This window comes from Arthrobacter sp. 08Y14, assembly GCF_002929455.1.
GTDB lineage: Bacteria > Actinomycetota > Actinomycetes > Actinomycetales > Micrococcaceae > Arthrobacter_B > Arthrobacter_B sunyaminii.
This window is the reverse complement of the sequence record NZ_PJIX01000002.1, coordinates 674,293-694,289: the sequence shown is the minus strand read 5'-3', so window position 1 is coordinate 694,289 and position 19,997 is coordinate 674,293. Positions and strand designations below refer to the sequence as shown.

Genomic DNA, 19,997 nt, shown 5'->3' with positions numbered 1-19,997 from the left:
CGGCGCCGGCGGTGGACACGGCGAAGGCATACGTGATGCCATCCGACCTTACAACGAAACGCCGCGGCACCCCGTATTGGGGGTGCCGCGGCGGTCGAACATCACAACGGGCTAGCCCGTCTGCGTCCGGCTGTCCGGACGGACCTACGCCGGTGCCGCCTCGGGTTCAGGCTCGGGAAGGGTGACCTTTTGTCCCTTGCTAAGCACTGTCAGCCCGGACTCGGTAACGGTGAAGCCGCGCGCCAGGTCAAGATCGCGGTCGACGCCGATGGTGGCTCCCGGCGGAACCTGCACGTTCTTGTCGATGATGGCACGGCGGATCACGGCACCCTCACCCACCTGCACGTTGTCCATCAGCACCGAGTCGGCCACCACTGCGTTGGTGGACACATAAACGTCCTGTGCCAGCACGGATCCGGTGACGGTTCCGCCGGAAATGACGGTGCCGTCGGAAACGATCGAGTCAACGGCGGTGCCGGCCTGGTCCGAGGCGCTGCGCACAAACTTGGCCGGCGGGGAGATACTCTGCCGGGTGTAGATGGGCCACTGCAAGTTGTACAGGTTGAACGCCGGCAGGGGAGAAATCAGGTCCATGTTGGCGTCGTAGTAGGAATCCAGTGTGCCGACGTCGCGCCAGTACTGGTGGTCGCTGCCCGTGGACCCGGGGATGATGTTGTGCGAGAAATCGTAGACTGCGGCGTCGTTGCGTTCCACGAAGTAGGGAATGATGTCCCCGCCCATGTCGTGCTTGGTGATCAGGCGTTCGGCGTCAACCTTGAGGGCCTCCACCAGCGCATCGGTGTTGAAGACGTAGTTGCCCATCGAGGCCAGGAACATGTCCGGATCATCCGGAAGCCCGGGAGTGGTGGCCGGTTTCTCGACGAAGGCGCCGATCATGCCGGGGCGTTCAGGGTCAGTCTCGATCACGCCGAACTGGTCCGCCAGGTGCAGCGGCTGCCGGACGGCGGCGACGCTGACCGAGGCGCCGGATTGAATGTGGGCCTCCACCATCTGCGAGAAGTCCATCCGGTACACGTGATCTGCACCGATGACCACCACAATGTCCGGCTGTGCGTCGTCGATCAGGTTCATGGACTGATAGATCGCGTTGGCGCTTCCCAGGAACCAGCTCTTGCCCACGCGCTGCTGTGCAGGCACTGACGCCACATAGTTCCGCAGCTGGGTGGAGAGCCGCCAGGTCTCCGAAATGTGCCGGTCCAGACTGTGTGATTTGTACTGGGTCAGGACCACGATCTGCAGGTAGCCCGAGTTCACCAGGTTGGACAGTGCGAAGTCGATGAGCCGGTACCGCCCGGCAAACGGAACTGCGGGTTTTGCCCGGTCCGCGGTTAGGGGCATCAGGCGTTTGCCTTCCCCACCAGCAAGGACAACGGCCAGGACCTTCTTTGGCGCCATTTTGTTATTCCCCTGTTTCCGTTACTCGTATATCTGTTGCAACATGTGACGAATTACTGCGGCGCTGCGCCCCGCGGTTATAAGTCTGCTGTTCTTCAGACTAGATCACTGCCGCGCCGGTGCACTACGTTGGTTTAGTGCGAGTAGATATTGTGTCCAAGGAATTCCCGCCCGAAATCTATGGCGGAGCGGGTGTCCACGTTGCTGAGTTGAGCCGTGTGCTCGCTGAGTATGTTGATCTTCATGTGCATTGCTTCGGAGCCCCCAGGGCGGCCGATTACCACGGTGCATCCGTAACGGCCTATGGTGTTCCGGCCGAGCTGGACGCCTCTAACCCGGCAGTTCAGACACTGGGCACAGACCTGGAAATCCTCCAGGGACTTGAGGGTGCGGACCTGGTCCACTCCCATACCTGGTACGCCAACATGGCGGGGCATCTGGGTTCCCTCCTGTACGGCATTCCCCACGTACTCAGCGCCCACAGCTTGGAGCCGCTGCGTCCCTGGAAAGCCGAGCAGCTGGGCGGCGGCTATGCGCTGTCCTCCTGGGTCGAGAAGACCGCGTACGACGCCGCAGCCGCCATTATTGCCGTGTCCGAAGGCATGCGGCAGGACATCCTGCGCAGCTATCCCGAAGTGGATCCGGCGAAGGTGCGCGTGGTGCACAACGGGATCGACGTCGAACTCTGGCACCCTGACGCTGATCCCGTGGGGATTTCGGCCCTGGGTATTGATCCGGAGCGTCCGAGCGTCGCATTCGTTGGCCGCAACACGCGCCAGAAGGGGCTGCCGTATCTCCTGCGGGCCGCCGCGCTGCTGCCCCCCGAGGTCCAGCTCGTACTCTGCCTGGGCGCTGCCGACACTCCCGAACTTGCCGCAGAAACAGCCGTGCTGATTGAGGCACTGCGGGAAAAGCGCAGCGGCATTGTCGTCATCGAGCGGATGCTCCCGCGCAATGAACTGATCAAGGTCCTTAGTTCGGCCACGGTGTTTGCGTGCCCGTCCATTTATGAACCGCTGGGGATCGTCAACCTGGAGGCCATGGCTTGTGGAACCGCCGTCGTCGCCAGCGCCACGGGCGGAATCCCGGAAGTGGTCGATCATGGAGTCACCGGCCTGCTGGTACCCATTGACCAGGTCACTGACGGCACGGGAATTCCGCTGGATCCTGAAACTTTTGTCCGCGATTTTGCCGCCGCGCTTACCGAGGTGGTGACGGATCCGGACCGGGCCCGGTCAATGGGGGAGGCAGGACGGCGCCGCGCCACGGAGCACTTCTCCTGGGAGTCCATCGCCAAGTCCACGCTTGACGTCTACCGCTCGGTGCTGCCGGCAGCACCCGTTCAGGCTTAGACGCTGGAGGCCCGAACCGCTGTGCGGTTCGGGCCTCCAGGATCCTACAGATGGTCCGGTAACAATTGCCGGAGTGGACCTTAGCGCTTGGCCTTGGCCGCCTGCTTCTGTCGCTGGATCAGGATCTTCTCATCCACCGGAGCGGCGCCGCTGGCGCGCAGCAGCCGCTGGTACTCCATGGCCTCGTCCTGGCGTGCCTTCTCTTCTCCGGATGCGATCTTGGACCGCAGGTGCTCCGGACCGTAGCCAAAGGAATCGACCAGGTCCAGGGCATGCGGGCGGATCTTGGCCAGCAGCCGGTTGATGTACGGGCCCAAAGTGCGGGCACGCTGGGCGGAAAGGCGCCCGTTCATGAGGTACCAGCCGAGGTTCTTCTCGATCAGGCACAGACCGAACAGGTCGCGGACCCAGGTCATGACCTGACGGGTTCCGGCGTCTTCGATCCGCTCCAGCCCACGGGTGAAGGCCTCCCACTGCAGCAGTTCCGCATGGGCGAGTGCTGCTTCGATCAGCGCGTGCTGGTTGGCATTGAACACCTCGGCACCCTTGTCCTTGGGCAGTCCCCGGGCAGCCTTTAGTGCGCCGGCAACGTCTGCCACCATGGTGCCGACGCGGTCGGTCAGCAGGTCGCGCTGCGTCTTGGGGTCACGGAGGGCAACGGCGGACTTCTTCTCGGATCCGGTGTCAGCGAAGGCCTGGACAATCTGGCGCAGTCCGGTGCGGTGCATCGTACGGTCTGTTGCCTGTCCGACGGCGTAGCGGGCCAGTACGCCGAAGTCGGCGCCAGCAAACTCCTTGGCATAGTCGGCCAGGAGGCGCTTGGCGACAAGCTGGAGCAGGACGGTGTTGTCGCCTTCGAAGGTGGCGTAGATGTCCAGGTCCGCGCGCAGTGCGGTGAAGCGGTTTTCTGACAGGAAACCGGCGCCGCCGGTGGCCTCGCGGCACTCCTGCAGGGTGTCCAGGGCATGCCACGTGGACAGGGACTTCAGCGCAGCGGCGAGGGTCTCCAGGTCCTGGCGGTCTGCGTCGGTATCGTGTGCACCGGAGAAGACGTCGTCGAATTTCTGCAGCAGCTCGTCATGGGCGAAGGATGCGGCAAAGGTGGTGGCCAGGCGGGGCAGCAGGCGGCGCTGGTGCTGCTGGTAGTCCATCAGCACCTCTTCCTTGATGTCCGAGGCGCCGTTGAACTGGCGGCGTTCCGTTCCGTACTGGATGGCTGTTTTCAATGCCATCTTGCTGGCGGCCACAGCGGCGCCGTCCAGGGATACCCGCCCCTGGACCAGGGTACCGATCATGGTGAAGAACCGGCGGCCGGGGCTCTCGATGGAGGACGTGTAGGTGCCGTCCGCCGCCACGTCGCCGTACTTATTGAGCAGGTTGGTGCGCGGGATGCGGACGTTGGAGAAATGCAGCCGGCCATTGTCGATGCCGTTCAGGCCGCCCTTGACGCCGTCATCCTCGCCGCCCACGCCGGGCAGGAAGCCGTTGTCGTCGCGCAGTTCTACGTAGAATGCGTGGACGCCGTGGTCCACGCCCTTTGTGATCAGGTGGGCGAAGACCACGGCGGCCTTGCCGTAGACCGCACCGTTGCCGATGTAATCCTTCCACGCGGCACGGAAGGGGGTGTTGATGATGAATTCTTCTTTTTCAACGTCATATTCCGCTGTGGTGGCGATGCTGGCAACGTCGGAACCGTGGCCTGTCTCCGTCATGGCGAAGCAGCCGGGGATGTCCAGGCTCATGATGCCCGGCAGCCACTTCTCATGGTGCTCCCGGTTGCCCAGATGCAGGACGGCGGAGCCGAAGAGGCCCCACTGCACGCCCGCCTTGATCTGCAGGGACGGATCGGCCACTACGAGTTCTGCGAAACCGGCAACGTTGCCGCCGTGGTTGTCCTCGCCGCCTACGTACTTCGGGAATGCGCGGTGCACGGCCTTGGTGTCGACCAGCACCTTCAGTTGGGTCATGACCCGTTCGCGGTGTTCCGTGTGGCTGAGGCCTGCAGGGGTGTGCAGTTCTTCGCGGCCTGCGAGCTCACGGGCCTGGAGCCGGATGTCGGCCCACTTGCCCAGCAGGGCGCGGCTCAGCGCGTCCACGTCGACGACGGCGCTGTCATCGTCGCGTACGGAACTCGCGGGGATCGGGCGTGCGGACTTGGAGACTGTCTGCGTCATTGCGTGTCCTTTTAGTTGGTTGTCGTGCCGGGGGAGGTGGTGCTGGGGATGTTGGTGCAGGTTACGGCGGTCCCTGCTCGTAGCCGATGCCGTCAAAGAGCCAGGCCGTCAGCTGCTCGGTCATCTGGGCCTCGGTGGGCTTGCCCGGTCCGGGGGGCGTTGCCAGCCAGCGTTCTCCGGCGGCGCGGACCATGCCCAGTGCCGCCGTCGGCCAGAATCCGGCAGCAATGCCGAGCTCGGGTGCGGACGACCTGCCGGGAGAGGCGCCGTTGGCGCGGCTGTCCAGATAGGCGCGCAAAGCACGTTCCATCATTTCCGTGATGGCTTCGAAGAAGGAGGTGAGGCTGTCGGAGAAGCGCGGACCTGCGCTGCCCGAAGCCTCAGCGGTGCCGCCCGTGACAAACGCGTACACGTTGGGGGAGGTCTGGGCCATCTGGAGGTAGGCGGAAACCATGGCCTGCAGACCGGCCCGGGGCGAATCCGCTGTGCGTCCTGCGGCGAGGATCTTGTCCTGCATCTGGGAAAGGACAACCTCGCCCATTGCCTGCTGCAGGCCCGCCTTGTCGCCGAAGTAGCGGTAGTAGACGGACTTGGAGGTTCCGGAGGCGGCCGCAATCTCCTCCATGGAGGCTCCGGAACCCAGGGCATGAACGGCACGCCTGGCTGCTTTGATCAGCTCACGGCGACGTTCGGCCCGGTGCGCCTCCCAGCGCAGCGACCGGCCATCCGACGGTGCGGGGGGAGGGGGATCTTGTAAGGCGGTGTTCACGATACTCAGCGTATCAGGTACGCTGGGTTGCAGTAACTCCCCTCACACTTAGCTGCATTTTCCAAGGAGACAACACCATGGCTGTCCACCCCCAGGCCGAACCCGCCGCAACCGGCGGGAACACCCCTGCCCCCGCCGTGCGAAAAGCCGTCGTCATTGGCGGAAACCGCATTCCCTTTGCCCGCTCCGGCGGGAAGTACACCTACAGCTCGAACCAGGACATGCTTACGGCCGCCCTCGACGGATTGGTTGCGCGCTTTGGCCTGCAGGGTGAGCGGATCGGCGAAGTGGCCGCCGGTGCCGTCCTGAAGCACTCCCGGGACTTCAACCTCACCCGCGAAGCGGTTCTGGGTTCGGCACTGTCGCCGGAAACCCCCGCGTATGACGTCCAGCAGGCCTGCGCCACCGGGCTTGAGACAGTGGTCAGCCTGGCCAACAAGATCAAGCTGGGACAGCTGAATTCTGCCATTGCCGGCGGCGTCGACTCCGCTTCGGATGCTCCCATTGCCGTCAGTGAAGGACTGCGGCGGGCGCTGCTGGACCTGTCGCGTGCCCGCACCACCAAGCAGAAGCTGGCCGCCGTCGCGAAGATCCGCCCCAAGGACCTCGCCCCTAATGCACCCTCCACGGGCGAGCCGCGCACCGGACTGTCCATGGGCGAGCACCAGGCGCTGACCACCGCGCAGTGGAAGATTACCCGCGAAGCACAGGACGAGCTGGCGTACAACAGCCACCGCAACATGGCCGCAGCCTATGACCGCGGATTCTTCGATGACCTGGTGACTCCCTACCGCGGCCTGTCCCGGGATGCGAACCTGCGCCCGGACACCACCATGGAGAAACTGGCCAAGCTGAAGCCGGCCTTCGGCAAGTCCCTGGGCGATGAAGCCACCATGACCGCCGGCAACTCCACCCCGCTGACCGACGGCGCCTCCGTGGTGCTGCTGGGCTCCGAGGACTATGCCCGCGAACATGACCTGCCCATGCTGGCCAACATCGTTGACGCCGAAGCCGGCGCCGTGGACTTTGTGCACGGCAAGGACGGGCTGCTGATGGCTCCGGCCTTTGCCGTGCCGCGTCTGCTGGCCCGCCACAACCTGACCTTCGACGACTTCGATTTCTTTGAAATCCACGAAGCCTTCGCCGGCACCGTGCTCTCCACCCTCGCAGCGTGGGAAGACGACGAGTTCTGCCGCACCCGCCTTGGCCTGGAAGGGCCGCTTGGCAGCATTGACCGCAGCAAACTCAACGTCAACGGCTCATCCCTGGCCGCCGGCCACCCGTTCGCCGCCACCGGCGGGCGCATCGTCGCCTCCCTGGCGAAGATGCTGCACGAAAAGGGATCCGGCCGCGGCCTGATTTCCATCTGCGCTGCCGGCGGACAGGGCCTCGTCGCGATCCTGGAGGCGCGCTAACCATGACTGATACCTACCTCAAACTGGTCAACACCGGTTTCACCCGGGACCTGTCCAAGAAGCTCGGCCTGCCCCGCCCGGCCATCCTGCGCCGCTTCGACCCGTCCAAGCCGCTGGTGCCGGGACCGGTTCTGGTGCTGGGCAAGGGTGAAACTGCCGACGACCTGTCCCAGCTGCTGCTCTCCTGGGACCAGGATGTCCGCCGCCATGCCACGCCGAAGGAAAAGCTCGGCGCCATCCTGATCGTGCTGGACGACGCCGCCTCACCCACCGATCTTGGCGAGCCGGTGCTGGCTGCGGGTGCGGCGCTGCGTGACCTCGCACCGGGCGGGCGTGTGGTCACCGTTTCCCGTCCGGCAGCCGAGGCGCAGGATCCCGCCGCGGCCGCTGCCCGCCAGGGCGTCGACGGCACCCTGCGCTCCATCGCCCACGAACTGCGCGGCGGTGCCACCGCCAACGGCATCGTGCTGGCCAACGGAGTTCAGGCAACGGCGCCGTCCGTGGCAGCCGCACTGCGGTTCCTCCTCTCCGGCAAGAGCGCCTACGTCAGCGGTCAGTTCATCACCGTCGGGTCCGACGCCGGTAAGCTGCCCTCCGACTGGAACGCGCCGCTGGCCGGCAAGGTCGCCGTCGTGACCGGAGCCGCCCGCGGCATCGGTGCGGCCATCGCCAGGGTCCTGCACCGGGACGGCGCAAAGGTCATCGTGGTGGACGTACCGGCCGCCGGTGAGCAGCTGGCGAAGGTCGCCAACGAGATTGGCGGCACCGCCCTGCAGGTGGACATCACCCGCGAGGACGCCGCGGATCGCATCCTCGCCCACGCCGCAGAGCGTTACGGCCGCCTGGACATCGTCATTCACAACGCCGGGATCACCCGGGACAAGCTGCTGGCCAACATGGATGAGGCCCGCTGGGGCTCCGTCATAGCCGTGAACATTGCCTCGCAGCTGCGCATGAACGAGACCCTGCTGGCCTCGGACGGCTTCAGCCCGGAGGGGCGGATCGTGTCGCTGGCCTCCACCAGCGGCATCGCCGGTAACCGCGGCCAGACCAACTACGCCGCTTCCAAGGGCGGCGTCATCGGAATGGTCCGGGCCACGGCGCCGCTGCTGGCACCGCGCGGCGGATCCATCAACGCCGTCGCGCCGGGCTTCATCGAGACCGACATGACTGCAGCCATCCCGGCCCTCACCCGGCAGGTTGCCCGCCGTCTGAGCAGCCTGCAGCAGGGCGGCCTGCCCGTGGACGTGGCGGAAACCATCGCGTTCCTCGCCTCGGACTCGGCAGCTGGAGTCAACGGCCAGGTGGTCCGGGTGTGCGGACAGAATATGGTGGGCGCATGAGCACGACGACGCTGAATGAGATTCCCGCCCTCGGGAAGCTGTATGCGGGCGCCGTGGGCAGTGCAGCGAAGTCACGCCTGTCGTCGGCCAAGGGGCCCAGCGTCCTGCCGGCCGACCGGCACGAGGTACGCGGCGCCGTCGTGGACCTGGCCAAGCTGACGGACTTTCAGCGGCTGGTCCTGCACAGCGCTACCGATTACCTGCCCACCGGCTACGTGCACACTTTTGCGTTCCCGGTGGCCATGAGCCTGATGGCGCGGGAGGATTTTCCGCTGCCGCTGCTGGGCATGGTGCACCTGCGGAACCAGGTGCAGCATTTCCGCCCCATTCATTACACCGAGCCCCTGACGGTCACGGCCTGGGCTGAAAACCTGGCCGGGCATCGGGCAGGCACCCAGGTGGAGCTGGTTGCCGAGGTCAGCGCCACCGAATCCGGTGACGTGGTGTGGAGCGGACGGTCCACCTACCTGGCCAAGGGTGTTTTCCTGCCCCGGTTTGACCGGCAGGAAGCTCGGGCCGACCGCCCGGACTTCGTGCCGCCGCAGCCCACTGCCATGTGGCGGCTCGGCGCGGACGCAGGGCGTAATTATGCCGGGGTGTCGGGAGACTTCAACCCCATCCACCTGAGCCGTCTGTCGGCGAAGGCCCTGGGTATGAAGCGGTCCCTGGCCCACGGGATGTATCTTGCCTCCCGTGTGGTGGCTGACACCGTGCAAAACCGGGAGGAGCCGTACGAGTGGAGCATCGACTTCGAATCCCCGGTGTTCCTGCCGGCAACCGTCTCGCTCTCAATCCAGGATGCGGAGACGGACGGCCGGTACGCGGGTTCCACCTTCGTGGGCTGGAACAACCGCTCCCGCCGCCGCCACTTCCATGGATCCGTCCAGCCGCTGGGCGCTTCCGGCGCGGTCCAGAACCCGTAGTTTTGCTAAGGTGCGCTCATGACTGAACCGGATCTGCTGCTCATTGCTGCCAAGGAACTCGATGCTGCGGACCCGCTGGCCGGCTTCCGGGACCGCTTCCTGGAAGCCGCCGGCGTGAGTTCCTACCTGGACGGCAACTCCCTGGGCCGGCCGCTTCGCGCCACTGCGGAACACCTCCAGGACTTTGTCCGGGAGCAGTGGGGTGGGCGGCTGATCCGCGGCTGGGATGAGCAGTGGCTGGACCTGCCTGCCCGGATAGGCGATGAGCTGGGGGCAACGGCTCTCGGAGCCGCTGCCGGGCAGTGCATCGTGGCCGATTCGACCACCGTTCTGCTCTACAAACTGGGCCGGGCCGCGGTGGCCGCCCGGCCCGGGCGCACCGAAATTGTCCTGGACGCCGACAACTTTCCCACCGACCGATATGTCATGGAGGGCATTGCGCGCGAGTGCGGGCTGACCCTTCGCTGGGTTCCCACGGATTACGACGGCGGTGTCACGGCGGAGGCTGTGGCAGCGGCTGTGGGGCCAAAAACCGCACTGGCCGTCTTCAGCCACGTGGCCTACCGCTCCGGATACCTGGCCGACGCCGGTGCCATCACGGCGGTGGTCCATGCGGCCGGGGGACTGGTGCTCTGGGACCTGTGCCATTCAGCAGGTGCCGTGCCTGCACAGCTGGACGCCTGGAATGTGGACTACGCTGTGGGCTGCAGCTACAAATACCTCAACGGGGGCCCCGGTGCTCCCGCGTGGGCCTACGTGGCGTCGCGGCACCAGGCGGACTTCCAGCAACCCATCCAGGGCTGGCTCGGCAGCGCCGATCCGTTCGGCATGGCGCAGGGATATCAACCCGCCGCCGGTATCCGCAGGCTTGTCTCCGGTACTCCGCCCGTGCTGGGCATGCTGCCGATGCGGGACATGATTGCACTCATTGCCGAAGCAGGCATCGGAGCAGTGCGCGCCAAGTCGGTGGCCCTGACAGAGTACGCGCTGACGGCCGTAGACGCTCTGCTCGCCCCGCACGGCGTCGTCGTTGCCTCTCCCCGGGACGCGTCGCAGCGCGGCAGCCATATCACCATTGACCATCCGGCGTTCAAAGCTGTTACTACAGCTCTTTGGGAGCAGGGCATCATCCCGGATTACCGTAATCCGTCGGGCATCAGGCTGGGGCTGTCTCCGCTGTCCACCTCGTTTGAGGAGACCTTCACCGGCATTTCCGCGGTGCTGGCCGAGCTGCGCCGCTAAACCCGAACAGAATCGAAATTGACAACCGGGTCCTTCCGGGCGCCATAATGTTAGCGCTCACAAATGTGATCCACTTCTCATTCTGTTCCGGGAGGCGGAAAAGCCACACCGCTTCGACCATCCGGCAGATTCCCCCGTTAGACAGAGACGTCCATCGAAAGGGCTCCTTCGTGAAAATCCGTAAACTACTCCTTAGCGTGACGGCCGGAATCCTTGCCGTTTCCGTAGCCGGCTGCGGCTCCGGATCGGGCCGCGGCGGCGCTGACTCCGGCGCCGAATCAGGTGACAACGCCGGTGCGCTGGTGGGCATTGCGATGCCCACCAAGACCTCCGAGCGCTGGATCAAGGACGGCGACTCCATTCAGGCCTCCCTTGAGGACCTGGGCTATGAAACCACCCTGGAATATGCCGACGACGACATTCCCACCCAGGTCCAGCAGGTCTCCAACATGATCACCAAGGGAGCCAAGGTCCTAGTGATCGCCGCCATCGACGGCACCGCCCTCAGCGACCAGCTGGACAATGCCGCAGCCGCCGGCATCAAGGTCATCGCCTATGACCGCCTGATCACCGGCAACGAGAACGTGGACTACTACACCACCTTCGACAACTACACCGTGGGCGTGCAGCAGGCTACGTCGCTGCTGACCGGCTTGGGGATCCTCGACGCCGAAGGCAAGGACACCGGCGCCACCGAGCCCAAGAACATTGAGCTCTTCGCCGGCAGCCCCGATGACAACAACGCCAACTTCTTCTACGACGGCGCCATGGACACCCTGCAGCCCTACATCGACAAGGGCACGCTGGTGGTCAAGAGCGGCCAGACCGGCTTCACCCAGATCGCCACACTGCGCTGGGATCCTGCCACGGCACAGAAGCGCATGCAGAACCTGATTGCCAGCACCTACTCCGGCGGCGAAAAAGTGGACGGCGTCCTTTCCCCGTATGACGGCATTTCCCTGGGCATCATTTCCGCCCTGACCGGATCCGGCTACGCGCCGGATGCCCTGCCCGTCATTACCGGCCAGGACGCCGAAGCAGCCTCGGTGAAGTCGATCATGGATAACCAGCAGTACTCCACGATCTTCAAGGACACCCGCACCCTCGGCGAGCAGGCCGTGGCCATGGTCGACGACGTGCTCAAGGGCGAAGACCCCGAGGTCAATGACACCGAGACGTACGACAACAAGGTCAAGATTGTCCCGACCTTCCTGCTGGACCCGGTGGTGGTCACCAAAGACAACTACCAGGAAGTCCTCGTGGACAGCGGCTACTACGAAGCCTCAGACCTGCAGTAATCCCGACCACCGCGGTGCCGGGGGCGGCAGCAAATGCTTCCGCCCCCGGCATCCGCCGGCAAGGACATGAACGTGAACGAGAACATTCTTTCCATGCGGGGAATTACCAAGACCTTCCCCGGGGTCAAGGCACTGCAGGAGGTCTCCCTGGATGTGCGTCAAGGGCAGGTGCATGCCATCTGCGGTGAAAACGGGGCCGGCAAGTCCACTCTGATGAAGGTGCTCTCCGGGGTCTATCCCGCAGGAAGCTATGAGGGAGAAATCCTTCTGGAAGGCAACCCGCAGGAATACCGCGACATCAAGGATTCCGAAGCGGCCGGCGTGGTCATCATCCACCAGGAGCTGGCACTCAGCCCCTTCCTGTCCATTGCGGAGAACATCTACCTGGGCAACGAACAGTCCAAGGGCGGCTTCATCGACTGGCACCGCACCAATCTGGAGGCAGCCAAACTCCTGGAGCGGGTGGGACTCTCCGAGAACCCTGCCACCCGGATCCAGGACATCGGCGTGGGCAAGCAGCAGTTGGTGGAAATTGCTAAAGCCCTGTCCAAGCGGGTGAAGCTGCTGATCCTGGACGAGCCAACCGCTGCGCTGAATGATGAAGACTCCGAACATCTGCTGGGCCTGATCAAGGGCCTGCGCGAAGACGGAATTACCTGCATCATCATCAGCCACAAGCTCAACGAGATTAAGGCCATCGCCGACGCCGTGACCATCATCCGCGACGGCCGCACCATCGAAACCCTGGACATGCACGAGGACGACGTGTCCGAGGAACGCATCATCCGCGGCATGGTGGGCCGGGACCTGGACAGCAGATATCCGGAGCACGTTTCAGTCATCGGCGAAGAAGTGCTCCGCGTCGAGGACTGGACGGTGTACCATCCGCTGGACCGCACCCGCCGGGTGGTTTCCGAAGCAAACATCTACGTTCGGGCCGGCGAAATTGTCGGCATTGCCGGTCTGATGGGCGCAGGGCGCACGGAACTTGCCATGAGTGTTTTCGGGCACAGCTACGGACACAACATCAGCGGCCGCGTATATAAGAACGGCCGCGAGATCACGATGAAGAACGTTGGCCAGGCCATCCGGCACGGACTTGCCTACGCCACCGAGGACCGCAAGCGGTACGGCCTGAACCTCATCGAGGACATCAAGCGCAACATCTCCATGTCCGGACTGGACAAACTGGCGAGCCGCGGCTGGGTGGATCCGTACCGGGAACATCTGACGGCGGACAAATACCGCACCAGCATGAACATCAAGGCACCCTCGGTGACCGCACTGACGGGCAAGCTCTCGGGCGGGAACCAGCAGAAGGTGGTCCTGTCCAAGTGGATCCACACTGATCCGGACGTCCTGATCCTCGATGAGCCCACCCGAGGCATCGATGTGGGGGCAAAGTACGAGATTTACACCATCATCAACGAGCTGGCAGACCAGGGAAAAGCCGTCATCGTCATTTCCTCGGAGCTGCCGGAGCTGCTGGGTATCTGCGACCGCATCTATACCCTGGCCGAAGGCCGGATCACTGCTGACGTCCCGCGCGAAAAGGCCAGTGCCGAATACCTCATGCAGTACATGACCCGCGACGTCAGGGTTCCTGCCGCCGCGACAGACAAGGAAAGCGAATGAGCACTCTTACCGACCAGGGATCGTCCACCGGTGTTCCGGCCCCGAAGGGGAAACCGCAGGGAATTGTCGGTTCAGCCCTGAACTACCTGACCGGGCAGCTGCGCCAGGTCGGTCTGTTCATCGCGCTGATCGCCATCATCATCTTTTTCCAGATCGCCACCAACGGGATCACCCTGGCACCGATTAACGTTTCCAACCTCATCATCCAGAACAGCTACATCCTCATTCTGGCCGTAGGCATGGTGCTGGTCATCATCGCCGGGCACATTGACCTGTCCGTTGGATCGGTGGTTGCTTTCACCGGTGCCGCCGCCGGCGTCATGATCACCCAGTGGGGACTTCCCTGGTGGCTGGCCGCCATCCTGTGCCTGGTCCTTGGCGCCGCCGTCGGAGCATGGCAGGGCTTTTGGATTGCGTACTTCGGCATTCCGGCCTTCATTGTGACCCTGGCCGGCATGCTCACGTTTAGGGGGCTTACCCAGATTGTCCTGCAGAACAAGCAGATCTCACCCTTTCCGGAGCAGTTCCGCGACTTGGGCAGCGGATTCCTCCCCGACCTTGGGGGCGGAACGAGCTTCCTGGAGCCGCTGACCGTCATCATCGGTGTCCTGTCTGCTGCGGCACTGGTGGGTTCGGGCATCCGCCAGCGGATGATCCGCCGCCGCCACCAGCTGGTGGACGAGCCGATGCCCTGGTTCGCCGCAAAGCTGACGCTGACTGCGGCCATGGTGCTCTTCATCACCTACCTGCTGGCCAGCTACCGCGGAACGCCCATCGTGCTGGTGATTCTGGGCCTGCTGACGGTTGGCTACTCGGCCGTCATGAACCGCAGCGTCTGGGGCCGCCACATCTACGCCATGGGCGGGAACCTGCACGCTGCTGAACTTTCCGGCATCAACACCAAGCGGACCACCTTCACAGTGTTCATTAACATGGGCGTGCTGGCTGCGCTGGCCGGCCTCGTCTTCACCGCACAGCTGAACCTCGCCAGCCCGAAGGCCGGAGAGGGATTCGAACTGGATGCCATCGCGGCAGTGTTCATCGGCGGCGCCGCAGTCACCGGCGGCATCGGCCGGGTCACCGGAGCCATCATTGGCGGCCTGATCATCGGAATCCTCAACAACGGCATGTCCATCATGGGTGTGGGAACCGAGTACCAGCAGCTCATCAAGGGTTTGGTGCTCCTGGCAGCCGTCGCCTTCGATGTCTTCAACAAGCGCCGCGGTTCGGCCTCCATCACTTAGACGGCGAACCGATCCCGGAGCGGATCTTTGGATACGGCTGTGGCCGGCACCCGAAAAGTTCGGGTGCCGGCCACAGCCGTACCCGCCGGGGAATCGGCGGGTACGGGAAGGATGCTAGTGGTGTGCCTTGACCGCCAGGACCGGGCAATCAGACTGCAGCAGCACCCGCTGTGCGGTGCTTCCGAGCAGCATCTTGCCCACCGGGGTGCGCCGGCGCAGGCCCAGGACGATCAACTCCACCTGCGGATCTTCCGCGGCTTTGAGGATTTCCTCGGCCGGGTCGTAGTCGCCCACGGGATGAACCAGCCGGAAGTCCGCGCTGGCGGCCCGCAGTTCTTTTTCAAGCTGTTCAACTGCGGCCTGATTGGCTTCCTCCTGCTCCTGGTGGTGGATACCGTGGCGCGGGGAACCCACGTTCACGATCACCAGGGTGGTGGACCGCGCCGCGGCTTCGCGGCGTGCAGCCTCCAGGGCAGCCGCGCCCTCCGGGGTGGGAAGAAAACCGACAACGATACTCATGATGCTCCTGACGTAGGGAAGTAAGAGGGGGGAGTAAGCGCCTAGCCGCGGATTTCTTCAGCATCCGTGAACCGGGTCTTCTTGGCACGCACGGCCCGGTTCCAGAACCAGGTCAGCACCCACAGCACCAGGCCCAGGACCAGCAGCAGGCCCGCGATCTGGTATTCGATCGGATCCTGGGCCCAGGGGCCCAGGAGGAAGGCGCAGGTGAAGACACCCACGTACGGGAGGAAGCCGGGAGAGCGGAAGTGCTCGCCTTCGTGCGGAGTACGCCGCAGGACGAGGCAGGCAATGTTGACCACGGTGAAGACGGCCAGGAGCAGCAGGGCGGTGGTGCCGCCCAGCGCGGTGACGGTTTCCTTGCCCATGAAGTTGGTGACAAGGATGATCAGTCCCAGCGCGATGGCGGTGGTGAACAGGATCGAGGCCCACGGGGTGCGGCGGCCGGGAAGGACCTTGGAAAGGGAACGGGGGAGGACATCCTGTTTGGCCATGCCATAGAGCAGACGGCTGGCCATCAGCATGTTGATCAGCGCAGTATTGGCCACTGCAAAGATGGACAGGAACGGATAGATAACGTCCACCGGCAGGTTGGGGGCACCGGCACGGACCACCTCCAGCAGCGGCGTTGCACTGGCGGACAGTTGGCCCACGGGAACAATGGCGACGGCCGCAATGGACACCAGCAGGTAAACCACCAGGGTGATTCCCAGCCCGGTCAGCATGACCTTCGGGAAAATCTTCGCGGGGTCGCGCGTCTCCTCGGCCATGTTCACGCTGTCTTCAAAACCGACCATGGAGAAGAAAGCCAGGGAGGTGGCCGCGGTGAGGGCAAGGAAAACGCTCTTGTTGCCCTCGGTTTCGAAGACCATGACACGCGAGAAGTCGACGTTGCCCTGCCCCATGGCCCAGAAGCCAATCAGGATCACGATGAGAAGGCCGGTGAGTTCGATGATGGTCAGAACCACATTGAACTTAATGCTCTCTCCGACACCGCGCAGGTTGATCAGGGCCAGCACAAGCATGAAGATCACGGCCACCCAAGTGACGCCGGTCTGACCCCAGTCGAGGTTAAACCCGACAATGAAGTTCTCGGCCAGGAACTTGGCTGCGGTGGATGCCGACGTGATGCCTGAGCTCAGGACCGCAAAGGTCACGAGGAAGGTCACGAAATGAATTCCAAAGGCTTTGTGCGCATAAAGCGCGGCACCGGCTGCCTGCGGGAATTTGGTGACGAGCTCAAGATAGGAGAGAGCAGTAATCGTGGCGACGAAGAAGGCCACCAGTATGGGAGCCCAGGCGGCCCCGCCAATCTCGCCGGCCACCTGGCCGGTCAGGGCGTAAACACCGGTTCCAAGAATGTCGCCGACGATGAACAGCAGCAGGAGCTTGGTTCCCATCACCCGCTTGAGTTCGGGCGCTCCCGAGTCGTTTTTTGTTTCGGCCATGACGGCTTTCCTGCTTTCTGGATATCTGCATCTGCGGTCCGGGCCTAGCCGGAATAGGGCTCACTGCCCGTGCCCGGTATTCTCTGCGCTTCAGAGCGGCATAGCAATGTTACGGGAAATGACTGAGGCCCGCGTAACCGAAGTCGACCAAAGCCCGCCCGGAAGGAAGGTTAGTCAGCTTCCTTTGAATCGGGAATGACGCGGACAGCCACAATGCGCCGGCGGGAAAGGCTAAGCACCTCCAGCTCGCACCCCGGCGCCCCGACCACATCTCCGGGCCTGGCAATCCGGCCCAGTCTTTCCATAATGTACCCGCCGACCGTTTCATATTGTCCTTCCGGAAGTGCGAAGCCGGTCAGCCGCTCGAATTCCTGCAGGATCAAAGCACCGTCAACCACCAGATCGCCGCGGATCCGACGGTGCCTGTCCTCGGGGTCCCGCAGGGTGTCGTACTCGTCGTAGATCTCCCCGACCAGCTCTTCCACCAGGTCCTCCAGCGTGACGATGCCGTCGGTGCCGCCGTATTCATCCGCCACCACGGCGATGTGGCTGCCGTCCCGCCGCATGCGGGACAGCGAGGGGACAACCGGCGCGGTGCCCGGAAGGAAAAGGATGGGGCGGGCAATGTCCCCGAGCGTGCGCGGCCCACCCAAACTGTTGCCGCCGCCGTCGTCCTCCTCCCGCAGGAGGTCCCGCACATGGATGAAGCCGACGACGTCGTCCGGTGAGTCCCTGATGACCGGGTACCTCGAGTAGGGGAGCTTATGCACGATGGCCCGGGCCTCGGCCACCGCCAGCCCGGCGGAGAGGAACTTCACTTCGGGACGGGGACGCATGACCTCCTGCAGCAGCCGGTCGCCGGCGCCGAAAACGTCGGAGAGGATGCGCCGGCTGTCCTCTGCCAGGACGGGGCTGGCTGCCACCATGTCCCACAGCTCCTGGGAGGTGATCGGGGGCGTCCTGACCTTGGGATCTCCGCCGAGGACCCGGACCACGGCATCAGTGGACACCGACAACGCCTTGATGACGGGCCGCATGATGACGGCGAAGACATTCAGGGGCGGAGCGAGGAGCCGGGTGAAGCGCTCGGCATTCTGCATGGCCAGCCGCTTGGGTACCAGTTCACCCAGGACCAGGGACAGGTAAGCAACGGCAAGGGTTAGCAGTATGAAGGCGGTGGCGTCCGCTGCGGCCGGTGCAAAACCCAGCCCCCGCAGTGCCGGTGCCAGCGCGGGAGCGAGGGCGGAAGCTCCGTAGGCGGCGGAGAAAAACCCCGAGAGGGTCACGCCAATCTGGATGGATGACAGGAACAGGTTGGGGTTCCGGGCCAGCTCGGCGATCTTCCTGCCGCCGGCCCCGGATGATTCGATGCGGCTGATCTGGCTCTCCCGCAGCGAGACCAGCGCCATTTCGGTTCCGGCGAAAATTCCTCCCAGCAGGACGAAGAACACGACGAGCAGCAGGTTGAAGAGCGTTGCGCCATCCATAGACCCGAGGGTACCGGCGCCGTGCCGCCGCTGACAGGGAAGAACAGCTGCGCACGATGCACAGAAGAAGATGTGTTCAACGTCACGGCTAACTGATGCGGTGTTTGATGGATGGCAACAAAAAACCCCGGAATCCAAAGGATTCCGGGGTTTTGATTGTGCGCGGAGGGGGACTTGAACCCCCACCCTCGTTAGAGGACTAGCACCTCAAGCTAGCGCGTCTGCCATTCCGCCACCCGCGCTTGGGTGTTTGCCGCAAGCTCTTCAGTCGTTCAAAAGCTGCGGAAGCAACGGGAAAAACTCTAACACGCTTTTGGCCCCAACCGTAAATCGGTGCTGGTCAGGCCTTCGATGGCTAGGCTGGCAGCAACAATGTCGAAGGAGAAACATGTCTGATGTCACTGGGTTTGAGTCCGCCGCGCACCTAACAACCGCCGAAGATGAAGTCACCCGGATCTGCCGGGAGCTTATCCGCTTTGACACCTCCAACTTCGGGGACGGCTCAGGTCCGGGGGAGCGTGCCGCCGCCGAGTACACCGCAGGACTGATCGAGGAAGTCGGCCTGCACGCGGACCTCTTTGAATCCGCTCCGGGCCGTGCCTCGGTGGTCACCAGGATGGAAGGCAGTGATTCCTCCTTGCCCGCCCTCGTGGTGCACGGCCATTTGGATGTGGTGCCGGCGCAGAAACAGGACTGGTCGGTTGATCCGTTCAGCGGTGAAGAACGCGACGGTCTGATTTGGGGCCGCGGTGCCGTGGACATGAAGGACATGGATGCCATGATCCTGTCGGTGATGCGCCAGATGGCCCGTTCGGGCGCCAAGCCCCGGCGGGACCTCATCTTCGCGTTTTTCGCTGACGAGGAGGCCGGCGGCCAGTACGGTGCGGGCTGGGCGGTGGAGAACCGCCGCGAACTGTTCGACGGCGCCACGGAGGCCATCTCGGAGGTTGGCGGTTTTTCCGCCACCATCGGCGGCAAGCGCACATACCTGCTGCAGACCGCTGAGAAAGGCATCTCCTGGCTGCGCCTGACGGCCCACGGCCGGGCCGGCCACGGTTCCCAGATCAACACCGACAACGCCGTCACCCGGCTGGCCCGCGCAGTCGCCACCATCGGCGAATACCCGTGGCCCATTGAGCTCACTGACACCACCCGTGCGTTCCTGGACGGCGTCACCGAGCTCACCGGCGTTGAGTTTGACCCGCAGAACCCCGAGCGGCTGCTGGCGGAACTGGGCACGGTAGCCCGTTTTGTGGGAGCCACCCTGCAGAACACCTCCAATCCCTCGGTGCTCAAGGCCGGCTACAAGCACAACGTCATCCCCGGCAGTGCCGAGGCGCTGATTGATGTCCGGACTTTGCCGGGCCAGGAAGAACAGGTCCTGGCCCTCATCAAGGACCTCGCCGGCCCGGGGATCGACGTCAGCTACGAGCACAAGGACGTATCCCTGGAGGTTCCGTTCAAGGGAAACCTGGTGGATTCGATGATCGGCGCGCTGCAGGCCGAGGATCCGGGTGCCCCCGTGCTCCCGTACACGCTCTCCGGGGGCACCGACAACAAGTCTCTCAGCCGCCTGGGCATCACCGGATACGGTTTTGCGCCGCTGAGGCTGCCGGAGGACCTGGACTTCACTGGCATGTTCCACGGTGTGGACGAGAGAGTGCCGGTCGATTCCCTGAAGTTCGGGACCCGGGTCCTGTCCCGGCTGCTCACCAGTTACTAGCCTTTCCTC

14 protein-coding genes, 1 tRNA gene and 1 pseudogene are annotated in these 19,997 nt (G+C 64.2%); 9 read left to right on the top strand and 7 right to left on the bottom strand.

Annotation, left to right across the window (positions count from 1 at the left end):
* Positions 1–153 precede the first annotated feature (153 nt).
* Positions 154–1,416 (bottom strand): annotated as a pseudogene (gene glgC / locus CXR03_RS09790) (glucose-1-phosphate adenylyltransferase); the annotation flags it as partial.
* 137 nt (positions 1,417–1,553) lie between these two features.
* Here glgC and glgA point away from each other — a divergent pair.
* Positions 1,554–2,768: a glycogen synthase gene (gene glgA, locus CXR03_RS09785; RefSeq protein WP_104103621.1), complete on the top strand. Its 1,215-nt coding sequence runs from the start codon at positions 1,554–1,556 to the stop codon at positions 2,766–2,768.
* Between the two features lie 80 nt (positions 2,769–2,848).
* Here glgA and CXR03_RS09780 read toward each other — a convergent pair whose 3' ends face one another.
* A complete protein-coding gene (locus CXR03_RS09780) occupies positions 2,849–4,942 on the bottom strand; it encodes an acyl-CoA dehydrogenase (protein ID WP_104103620.1) in 2,094 nt (697 codons plus the stop codon).
* A gap of 61 nt (positions 4,943–5,003) precedes the next feature.
* Positions 5,004–5,711, bottom strand: coding sequence for a TetR/AcrR family transcriptional regulator (locus CXR03_RS09775; RefSeq protein ID WP_258073583.1), 708 nt, complete (start codon positions 5,709–5,711; stop codon positions 5,004–5,006).
* A 77-nt stretch (positions 5,712–5,788) separates the two neighbouring features.
* On the opposite strand from CXR03_RS09775, the gene CXR03_RS09770 reads away from it, so the two are divergent.
* From CXR03_RS09770 to mmsB, 7 genes are all read left to right on the top strand, one after another.
* Entirely contained in the window at positions 5,789–7,126 is a 1,338-nt protein-coding gene (locus tag CXR03_RS09770) for an acetyl-CoA C-acetyltransferase (RefSeq protein ID WP_104103618.1), read from the top strand.
* 2 nt (positions 7,127–7,128) lie between these two features.
* Positions 7,129–8,469 carry a 3-oxoacyl-ACP reductase gene (locus CXR03_RS09765; protein ID WP_104103617.1) on the top strand — a complete coding sequence of 447 codons (1,341 nt, stop codon included), beginning with the start codon at positions 7,129–7,131 and terminating at the stop codon, positions 8,467–8,469.
* A complete protein-coding gene (locus tag CXR03_RS09760; RefSeq protein ID WP_104103616.1) occupies positions 8,466–9,392 on the top strand; it encodes a MaoC/PaaZ C-terminal domain-containing protein in 927 nt (308 codons plus the stop codon). Before CXR03_RS09765 ends, CXR03_RS09760 begins: the two co-directional genes overlap by 4 nt.
* 18 nt (positions 9,393–9,410) lie before the next feature.
* Positions 9,411–10,634: a kynureninase gene (locus CXR03_RS09755; RefSeq protein ID WP_104103615.1), complete on the top strand. Its 1,224-nt coding sequence runs from the start codon at positions 9,411–9,413 to the stop codon at positions 10,632–10,634.
* 197 nt (positions 10,635–10,831) lie between these two features.
* Positions 10,832–11,932 (top strand): multiple monosaccharide ABC transporter substrate-binding protein, encoded by a 1,101-nt coding sequence (gene chvE, locus CXR03_RS09750; protein WP_258060016.1) that lies wholly within the window; start codon positions 10,832–10,834, stop codon positions 11,930–11,932.
* Positions 11,933–12,004: 72 nt separating this feature from the next.
* On the top strand, positions 12,005–13,567 hold the full coding sequence (gene mmsA, locus CXR03_RS09745; protein WP_104104084.1) for a multiple monosaccharide ABC transporter ATP-binding protein: 1,563 nt from the start codon (positions 12,005–12,007) through the stop codon (positions 13,565–13,567).
* On the top strand, positions 13,564–14,811 hold the full coding sequence (mmsB, locus tag CXR03_RS09740; protein ID WP_104103613.1) for a multiple monosaccharide ABC transporter permease: 1,248 nt from the start codon (positions 13,564–13,566) through the stop codon (positions 14,809–14,811). The genes mmsA and mmsB overlap by 4 nt, the downstream gene beginning before the upstream one ends.
* Positions 14,812–14,925: 114 nt before the next feature.
* On the opposite strand, the gene CXR03_RS09735 is transcribed toward mmsB, so the two are convergent.
* From CXR03_RS09735 to CXR03_RS09720, 4 genes are all read right to left on the bottom strand, one after another.
* Positions 14,926–15,330 carry a universal stress protein gene (locus CXR03_RS09735; protein ID WP_104103612.1) on the bottom strand — a complete coding sequence of 135 codons (405 nt, stop codon included), beginning with the start codon at positions 15,328–15,330 and terminating at the stop codon, positions 14,926–14,928.
* A gap of 41 nt (positions 15,331–15,371) precedes the next feature.
* Entirely contained in the window at positions 15,372–16,778 is a 1,407-nt protein-coding gene (locus tag CXR03_RS09730; protein WP_104103611.1) for an APC family permease, read from the bottom strand.
* Positions 16,779–16,948: 170 nt separating this feature from the next.
* Positions 16,949–18,265 carry a hemolysin family protein gene (locus CXR03_RS09725; protein ID WP_104103610.1) on the bottom strand — a complete coding sequence of 439 codons (1,317 nt, stop codon included), beginning with the start codon at positions 18,263–18,265 and terminating at the stop codon, positions 16,949–16,951.
* 159 nt (positions 18,266–18,424) lie between these two features.
* Positions 18,425–18,507 (bottom strand) — tRNA-Leu (locus CXR03_RS09720).
* Between the two features lie 146 nt (positions 18,508–18,653).
* Here CXR03_RS09720 and CXR03_RS09715 point away from each other — a divergent pair.
* A complete protein-coding gene (locus CXR03_RS09715; protein WP_104103609.1) occupies positions 18,654–19,988 on the top strand; it encodes a M20/M25/M40 family metallo-hydrolase in 1,335 nt (444 codons plus the stop codon).
* Positions 19,989–19,997 lie beyond the last annotated feature (9 nt).

Excerpts from the sequence above, each read along its gene's own strand:
- CXR03_RS09780 (WP_104103620.1), bottom strand. The coding sequence starts at position 4,942 with ATGACGCAGACAGTCTCCAAGTCCGCACGCCCGATCCCCGCGAGTTCC.
- CXR03_RS09770 (WP_104103618.1), top strand. The coding sequence starts at position 5,789 with ATGGCTGTCCACCCCCAGGCCGAACCCGCCGCAACCGGCGGGAACACC.
- CXR03_RS09765 (WP_104103617.1), top strand. The coding sequence starts at position 7,129 with ATGACTGATACCTACCTCAAACTGGTCAACACCGGTTTCACCCGGGAC.
- CXR03_RS09760 (WP_104103616.1), top strand. The coding sequence starts at position 8,466 with ATGAGCACGACGACGCTGAATGAGATTCCCGCCCTCGGGAAGCTGTAT.
- CXR03_RS09755 (WP_104103615.1), top strand. The coding sequence starts at position 9,411 with ATGACTGAACCGGATCTGCTGCTCATTGCTGCCAAGGAACTCGATGCT.
- mmsB (WP_104103613.1), top strand. The coding sequence starts at position 13,564 with ATGAGCACTCTTACCGACCAGGGATCGTCCACCGGTGTTCCGGCCCCG.
- CXR03_RS09735 (WP_104103612.1), bottom strand. The coding sequence starts at position 15,330 with ATGAGTATCGTTGTCGGTTTTCTTCCCACCCCGGAGGGCGCGGCTGCC.
- CXR03_RS09730 (WP_104103611.1), bottom strand. The coding sequence starts at position 16,778 with ATGGCCGAAACAAAAAACGACTCGGGAGCGCCCGAACTCAAGCGGGTG.
- CXR03_RS09725 (WP_104103610.1), bottom strand. The coding sequence starts at position 18,265 with ATGGATGGCGCAACGCTCTTCAACCTGCTGCTCGTCGTGTTCTTCGTC.
- CXR03_RS09715 (WP_104103609.1), top strand. The coding sequence starts at position 18,654 with ATGTCTGATGTCACTGGGTTTGAGTCCGCCGCGCACCTAACAACCGCC.